This window comes from Nonomuraea sp. NPDC049784 (assembly GCF_040659615.1).
Classification (GTDB): domain Bacteria; phylum Actinomycetota; class Actinomycetes; order Streptosporangiales; family Streptosporangiaceae; genus Nonomuraea.
In genome coordinates this window covers 1-7,010 of sequence record NZ_JBFAMX010000540.1, presented here as the reverse complement: position 1 = coordinate 7,010, position 7,010 = coordinate 1, and the positions used below count along the sequence as shown (strand labels likewise).

Here is a 7,010-nt window from a genome sequence, read left to right as displayed (position 1 = left end):
GGGCTGCCCGGTCTGCGAAGCGTCAACCCCCGCGCGCCGCTTAACCGCGGCGCGACGGGAGAATCTCCGGCCTTCAGGCCGGGGAGGAGTTCAAGCCCCCGATTTCGCGAAGCTCACCGCGGCGTCCCAGTCCTGATCCGCAGCGCAGGCCCTAGAGGGACCCGCCACGTGATGAGAGATCTGCTCACACCGTCGCGGAGCGGCCCGGGGCGAACTGCCGGATGCTCGCCTGGGTGACGCCGTCGACAAGGAGGTCGCCCAGGGCCTCGCCGACCGCCGGTGCGTACTTGAATCCTCCGCCGGAGAATCCGACGGCGACCGCGACGTGCGCGGCGCCCGGGAGCAGCCCGACGACGGGCCGGCCATCCTCCGTGTACGACTCCACGTGCACCGAGGTCTGCACAGGACGCGGGTTGAGCCGGGGCAACCCAGCGCGCGACGACATCGCGGCCCTCCGCCATGTGGTCGGCGGTGAGGTGGGGATCCGGTCGCGCCGGGTCGGCCACCTCCGGGTGCGGGCGGGTCTTCACGCCGATCTTGACCGTGGCGCCGTCCAGGCTGGGAAAGCCGTAGATGGAGGTGCTCGGCCCGGAGAACCAGCGGCGGCAGGTCTGGGTCCGCCATGCTGATGACCGCGAACCGGCGGCCCCGCGGTGGTGCGGGACGCCCCAGTGGTCGAAGGCATGCACCTCCAGCCCGCGCTCGGCCAGCTGCCAGGCGGCCATGCCCCCACCGCTCCGGCCCCGACGACCGCCGTGCTGACCCCGGCCGCCGACCTCCTGGCCGCGCTCATCCGATCCCCGGCTTCTCGACACCGCTCGGTGACTGCCTGACGGAAACGCATTGCGCCCCCGGCCCGCCGTGCCGGGGGCGTCATCGTGTGTGGGCGGGCGGTCAGGCCGCGTACCTTTGACCGGCGCGGTGTGAGGTGCTCATGAGGTGCTCTCCGATCTCGTGAATGCCATGGCAGAGCCGTAGATCATGCCGCTGTTGCAGTGACAGTCGGGTATTCAGGCTGGAATGTGCGAAGGGTAAGGTGAGGCTTGTGACGACGTTTCGGATCAGCGAGGCCGCCGCGTTGCTCGGGGTCAGCTCCGACACCGTCCGCCGGTGGGTGGATGCGGGCCGGCTGGTGGCCGAGCGGGACGAGCACGGCCATCGGCGGGTGAACGGCGCCGACCTGGCCGCCTTCGCCCGCTCCCAGATCGAGACGGTCGACGATGGTGGCCGCTCCTCGGCGCGTAACCGCTTTCGCGGGATCGTGACCGAGGTGATCAGGGACGCGGTGATGGCGCAGGTGGAGATCGCCGCCGGGCCGTTTCGGGTGGTGTCGCTGATGAGCCGCCAGGCCGCCGACGAGCTCGGTCTGGAGGTGGGGGTGGTGGCGGTCGCCGTGATCAAGTCCACCAACGTCGTCGTCGAGATTCCCGGCCACGAGCGCGTGGCCAGTAGCTTGTGAGGAGCCCCCCTTGGTGTTCAGGCGTCTTTCCCGATGGGCGATCGCCCTGCCCGTCGCGCTCGCGATCGCCGGGCTGTCCGGTTGCGGCTCCGGCGAACCGGCCACATCCGCGACCTCTGCCTCGGCGTCCGCCGCCGGTGGGGCCAAGGAGGTGACGGTGTTCGCGGCGGCGTCGCTGACCGGCACGTTCACCGAGCTCGGCAAGACCTTCGAAGCCGCCCATCCGGGTACGACGGTGAAGTTCAACTTCGGCTCCAGCGCCACGCTGGCCCAGCAGATCACCCAGGGGGCACCGGCCGACGTGTTCGCCGCGGCCAGCCCGGCCACCATGAAGACCGTCACGGACGCCTCGCTGGCCGGTGCGCCGACGACCTTCGTGCGCAACAAGCTGCAGATCGCCGTGCCGAAGGACAACCCGGCCAAGGTGGACGAGCTGAAGGACCTGGCCGATCCCAAGGTGAAGGTCGCGCTGTGCGCCGAGCAGGTTCCGTGTGGTGCGGCGGCGGTCAAGGCGCTGGACGCGGCCGGGCTGACGGTCAAGCCGGTCACGTTGGAGCAGGACGTCAAGGCCACCCTCACCAAGGTGGAGCTGGGCGAGGTGGACGCGGCGCTGGTCTACAAGACCGACGTGATCGCCTCGGCGGGCAAGGTGCAGGGCATCGCCTTCCCCGAGGCGGACAAGGCGATCAATGACTACCCGATCGCCACTCTCTCCAAGGCCCCTGCCGGCGATCTGGCCAAGCAGTTCGCCGACCTGGTGCTGTCGCAGCAGGGCAAGGACGTGCTGATCAAGGCCGGGTTCGAGGCGCCCTGAGCGGAATGGCCACTTCCGAGCGCGTTGACAGGGTGGACCCGCCGGGCGGGTCCACCGGGGACTCGTCCCGTCGGGTTTCCGGCCGGTTGCCGTGGATGCTGGTGCTGCCCGCCGTGGTCGGCCTGGTGTTCCTGGTGTTGCCCCTGGCCGGGCTGCTGATCCGCGCGCCCTGGTCCACGCTGATCCAGCGGCTGGCCGAGCCGCATGTGCTGGAGGCGTTGCGGCTGTCGTTGGTGTGCGCCACTGTCGCCACAGCCGTGTGCCTGCTACTCGGCGTGCCGCTGGCCTGGCTGCTGGCCAGGGTCTCGTTTCCCGGGCGCCGGGTGGTCCGGGCTCTGGTCACCGTGCCGCTGGTGCTGCCGCCGGTGGTGGGCGGCGTGGCGTTGCTGCTGGTGCTGGGGCGGCGCGGGCTGGTCGGGCAGTGGCTGGAGGCCACGTTCGGGATCACGCTGCCCTTCACCACGGCCGGCGTCGTCATCGCGGAGGCGTTCGTGGCGATGCCGTTCCTGGTGATCAGCGTGGAGGGGGCGTTGCGCGGCGCCGACCAGCGCTTCGAGGAGGCCGCCGCCACGCTGGGCGCCTCGCGCTGGACGGTCTTCCGCCGGGTCACGCTGCCGCTGATCATGCCGGGTGTGGTGGCCGGGGCGGTGCTGTGCTGGGCGCGGGCGCTGGGCGAGTTCGGGGCCACGATCACGTTCGCCGGGAACTTCCCCGGCACGACCCGTACGATGCCGCTGGCCGTCTACCTGGCGCTGGAGACCGAGCCGGAGGCGGCCATCGTACTCAGCCTGGTCCTGCTGGCCGTCTCGGTGATCATCCTGGCCAGCCTGCGTGATCGGTGGGTGAACTCGCCATGACGCTGCACGCCCGCCTGGCCGTCACCCGGCCCGCCTTCACCCTCGACATCGCCCTGGAGGTCGCCCCGGGCGAGGTGGTGGCCCTGCTCGGCCCCAACGGCGCGGGCAAGACCACGGCCCTGCGAGCCCTGGCCGGGCTCACCGCCCTGACGGAGGGCGAGATCAGCCTGGACGGCCGGTCGTTGCACACCCTGCCCGCGGAGAGCCGCCCGATCGGCATGGTCTTCCAGGAATACCTGCTCTTCCCTCACCTGTCCGCCCTCGACAACGTGGCCTTCGGGCCGCGCTGTCAGGGCGTGTCCAAGGCCGAGGCCCGCCGTGTCGCCGCCGCCCTGCTGGAGCGTGTCGGCCTCGCGGACCGCGCCGGCGCCAAGCCCCGGCAGCTGTCCGGCGGCCAGGCCCAGCGCGTCGCGCTCGCCCGCGCCCTGGCCGTACGGCCCCGCCTGCTGCTGCTCGACGAGCCGCTGGCCGCGCTGGACGCGCACACCCGGCTGGAAGTGCGCTCCCAGCTGCGCCGCCACCTGTCCGACTTCGACGGCGCCACCGTGCTGGTCACCCATGACCCGCTGGACGCCATGGTGCTGGCCGACCGGCTGATCGTCATCGAGCACGGCGCCATCGTCCAGGAGGGCACCCCGGCCGAGGTGGCCCGCCATCCGCGCACCGACTACGTCGCCCGCCTCGTTGGCCTCAACCTGTATCGCGGCCGGGCCGACGGGGCGCGGGTCAAGATCGGCGAACTCCTGTTCAGCACCTCCGAACACCTGGAAGGGCCCGCGTTCGTCGCCTTTCCGCCCGCCGCCGTCGCCCTTTACCGCTCTCGCCCCGACGGCAGCCCACGCAACCTGTGGCAGGCCCGCATCGAGGGCATCGAACGGCACGGCGACAACGTACGCGTCCACCTCGACGGCCCCATCTCCGCCTTCGCCGACATCACCCCCGCAGCCCTCGCCGACCTCGACCTGACCCCCGGCCAGACGATCTGGGCGTCGGTCAAGGCGACCGAGACCCACGCGTACCCGGCATGACCTCCCGAGCGGCGAGGCACAACGCCATCTGCCTCGGCGGGCCGTGCCATGGCCTGCTCACCCACATCGACCAGGACATCGGCATCCTGGCCATTCCCGTCCCGCGTCGGTCACCCGAGGAGCCCGAGCTGAGTGCCGACTACCGCGTCACCCGCGAGCGGGTCTGCTACCACGGTCAGCACGAGCCGTACATCGCCCTGCACTGGGCCGGTGAACCCGGCACCTGCGGCTGCTCATCCCCATAGCCGGTCGTAGGCGCAGAACTTGATCTCCACGACCTGGCTGATGTGCCGGCCGCCGCAACGGTCCCCGGGCATCACCAGGTGCGGGCCCTGCTCATCGAGATCCAGGCAGTCCATGGTGACGGCAAGCAGTGCCGCGGTGTTGCCGAACTCGGGGTCGATCTCGCCCCACGAGAGCACCGCGCGGTGGCCGTCGCGTCCCAGCACTGAGATGAGGAAGCGCAGCCGGTCCTTGCGCTCGTCCTGATCGAACAGCGGCCCGGCGGCCTGGAGGACGTCGACGAGCAGCGGCCCGGTGAAGTGGTGGCGCCGCAGCCCGGAGGTGCGGCATTCGAAGCTCACCGTCGTCTCCCGCTGCGGCATCGACCGCAGCGTGGCCACGCTCAGCGTGGCCGGCGTGCGCACCTCCCCTGAGAGCGTCATCAGGCCATCCGTACGAAGATCGATCGACTTGGGCTGCACCGGCCCCTCCTCGCCATAGACCGCCTGATTTCCGCATGCCCACACTACGAGAGGGGCGCACTCATTTGCAGGCCCATGTCCCCTTACCTGTCGCAAATGCGATGGATAGAGGATTAAGAGCGTGGCGAATGAGGGTCATGCCCCCAGGAAACCTCGGGGCTCGGTGGCGGTCAGCTCGCCGGCCCCGCCCCTCGGCGCTCGGTACCAGGACAAAAATGGGTGGCCTCGCCGACCCGTCCTGCCCTACCTTGCAACTGGATCTTCTTCGCGACCCACCCACGAGAGGACTTCACCCCGCGTGACGCCGCCTGCTCTTTAGACCTGACACCTTCCCCGTGCATCGGTCGCCGACGTCGCCGTCGGCTCTTTTCCCCATGCCTTCCGTCAGGTCTTCAGAGAGATCATGTCTACGCGTCCTCATATCGTGCTGCCCTGGACCGTTCGGCGCACGCGCCTGCCCCTGATCGCGCTCCGCTGCGTCGACTGCCGTTCCGGCCTCGCCGGCACCGGCGACGGGAAGTTCCGCGTCAACGCCAACGGCAAACTCCTCGACGTCTGGCTCCTGGTCGCCTGCGTTTCCTGCGACCGCACCAGCAAAATCACCGTCCACGATCGCGTCCCGGTCCGGTACCTGGATCCGATCCTTCTGGAGGGCTACTCCGGCAACTCCTCTGCCCTCGTCGCCCGCGTCCTTCTCGACCCGCTGATCGCCCGGCGCAACCGGTTCGCTCTGGAGTGGGACTCCTGCTGGGAACTGCTCGCCCCGTCCCCTCCTGAAAGTCCTTGGCCCGTCCAGGTTTCGGTCGTCTTCGACGACCCCGTGCCCCTTCGCCCCGAACGGCTCATCGCCCAGGGGCTGGGCATCAGCCGCGGGGAGATCGCTCGCCGCGTCAAGATCGGCATTCCGCTGAACCGCAGAACTCACAGGGACTTCTCGTTCGTCCTGCTATGAGCCGCCGCCGTGGGCCGGAGCCCACGGCGGCCGAAGAGCCGGCCCAAACCGTCGCCCGGTGCGGGCCGATGCTCAGCTCAGGCGGGCTCGCAGGAGGCAGAATTCGTTGCCTTCCGGGTCGGCCAGGACGTGCCAGGGCTCCTCGCCGGTCTGGCCGATGTCGGCCGGGCGCGCCCCGAGCTTCAGGAGGCGTTCGAGCTCGGCGTCCTGATCGCGGTCGGTGGCGTTGACGTCGAAGTGCAGCCGCAGGTTGCCCGCCTTGGGCTCGGTAGTGGGGCTGAAGACCAGAGTCGGCTGCAATCCGCCGAACCCTTCCCGTGGTCCGATCTCCACCGCGCCGTCGTCCTCGGTGTCGAGCACGATGAAGTCCAGCACCTCGCACCAGAACGCCGCCAGCCGTTGCGGATCCCGGCAATCGATCACCAGCTCGGAAATACGACAAGCCATGATCGGCACCCTACAGGGCACCAACCGTACGCAGCCAATTCTTGAACGGCCCAGGACCGCGACGCAGTGGGCAACTGGTTCGACACGTTGATCCCCGGCGGCGTATGAAGGTCAGCGGGTCTCCACCGGCGGCGTGTCCCGCTTCCGCGACAGGCGGCCCGAAAGGGCGGGCAGCAGGCCGTGCGGCAGGAAGAGCACGACCAGGATGAGCACGAGCGCGTACACGGCGTACGACAGCACGCTGGGCGCGTACGACGGCATGCCCGGCAGCGCGGCCAGGCTGTTCAGCCCCTGCACGAGCAGCGTGATCGCGGTCGCCCCGACCACGGCGCCCCAGATCGTGCCCAGCCCTCCGACGACGGCCATCACGATGTACTGGATCGAGATGAGCACCGGGAAGGACCCCGGCGCCACGTACCCGGTGTAGAAGCAGTAGATCCCGCCCGCGAGCCCCGCGAACGCCGCCGACAGTGCGAACACCACCAGCTTGTACCGCCCGACGGGGATCCCCGAGGACGCGGCGGCGGTCTCGCTGGTGGCCAGCGCGCGCAGGGCGCGGCCCGGCCGGGAGTGGATGACGTTGCGCGTCACCAGCATCACCAGCGCCAGCCCCGCCCAGGTCATGTACGCGTACGCGGCCGCGGAGCCCGCCTCGAACGACCCGGCCGCGAACTGCGGGATCGGAGCCACCCGCGTTTCTTCGAAGTGATGGCCGTGCTCCCGAGCGCCCTGGCCAGCTGCTTGCGGGC

Annotated in this window: 11 protein-coding genes; 7 read left to right on the top strand and 4 right to left on the bottom strand. The window is 70.3% G+C overall.

The window, feature by feature from the left end:
• Positions 1–184: 184 nt before the first annotated feature.
• Positions 185–445, bottom strand: a complete 261-nt coding sequence (locus AB0J09_RS51095; RefSeq protein WP_360708750.1) for a hypothetical protein — start codon at positions 443–445, stop codon at positions 185–187.
• Between the two features lie 211 nt (positions 446–656).
• Between AB0J09_RS51095 and AB0J09_RS51090 the strand changes: the two genes are divergently transcribed.
• The 6 genes from AB0J09_RS51090 to AB0J09_RS51065 all read left to right on the top strand — a co-directional run bounded on the left by AB0J09_RS51090 (position 657) and on the right by AB0J09_RS51065 (position 4,403).
• Positions 657–833 carry a hypothetical protein gene (locus AB0J09_RS51090; protein WP_360708747.1) on the top strand — a complete coding sequence of 59 codons (177 nt, stop codon included), beginning with the start codon at positions 657–659 and terminating at the stop codon, positions 831–833.
• Between the two features lie 212 nt (positions 834–1,045).
• A complete protein-coding gene (locus AB0J09_RS51085; protein ID WP_360708744.1) occupies positions 1,046–1,459 on the top strand; it encodes a helix-turn-helix transcriptional regulator in 414 nt (137 codons plus the stop codon).
• A 10-nt stretch (positions 1,460–1,469) separates the two neighbouring features.
• Complete coding sequence (gene modA / locus AB0J09_RS51080) at positions 1,470–2,273, top strand: molybdate ABC transporter substrate-binding protein (protein ID WP_360708741.1); 804 nt, start codon at positions 1,470–1,472, stop codon at positions 2,271–2,273.
• Positions 2,274–2,368: 95 nt separating this feature from the next.
• On the top strand, positions 2,369–3,130 hold the full coding sequence (locus tag AB0J09_RS51075; RefSeq protein WP_360708753.1) for an ABC transporter permease: 762 nt from the start codon (positions 2,369–2,371) through the stop codon (positions 3,128–3,130).
• A complete protein-coding gene (locus tag AB0J09_RS51070) occupies positions 3,127–4,158 on the top strand; it encodes an ABC transporter ATP-binding protein (RefSeq protein ID WP_360708738.1) in 1,032 nt (343 codons plus the stop codon). The genes AB0J09_RS51075 and AB0J09_RS51070 overlap by 4 nt, the downstream gene beginning before the upstream one ends.
• Positions 4,155–4,403, top strand: a complete 249-nt coding sequence (locus AB0J09_RS51065; RefSeq protein ID WP_360708735.1) for a hypothetical protein — start codon at positions 4,155–4,157, stop codon at positions 4,401–4,403. Before AB0J09_RS51070 ends, AB0J09_RS51065 begins: the two co-directional genes overlap by 4 nt.
• Here AB0J09_RS51065 and AB0J09_RS51060 read toward each other — a convergent pair.
• Positions 4,392–4,862 (bottom strand): molybdopterin-dependent oxidoreductase, encoded by a 471-nt coding sequence (locus tag AB0J09_RS51060; RefSeq protein WP_360708732.1) that lies wholly within the window; start codon positions 4,860–4,862, stop codon positions 4,392–4,394. The two genes, AB0J09_RS51065 and AB0J09_RS51060, sit on opposite strands and share 12 nt — an antisense overlap.
• A 424-nt stretch (positions 4,863–5,286) precedes the next feature.
• Between AB0J09_RS51060 and AB0J09_RS51055 the strand changes: the two genes are divergently transcribed.
• A complete protein-coding gene (locus AB0J09_RS51055) occupies positions 5,287–5,814 on the top strand; it encodes a DUF1062 domain-containing protein (RefSeq protein ID WP_360708729.1) in 528 nt (175 codons plus the stop codon).
• A gap of 72 nt (positions 5,815–5,886) precedes the next feature.
• Here AB0J09_RS51055 and AB0J09_RS51050 read toward each other — a convergent pair whose 3' ends face one another.
• Positions 5,887–6,261 carry a VOC family protein gene (locus AB0J09_RS51050; RefSeq protein WP_360708726.1) on the bottom strand — a complete coding sequence of 125 codons (375 nt, stop codon included), beginning with the start codon at positions 6,259–6,261 and terminating at the stop codon, positions 5,887–5,889.
• Between the two features lie 111 nt (positions 6,262–6,372).
• On the bottom strand, positions 6,373–7,010 hold a 638-nt coding region (locus tag AB0J09_RS51045), incomplete at its 5' end, for a branched-chain amino acid ABC transporter permease (protein ID WP_360708723.1).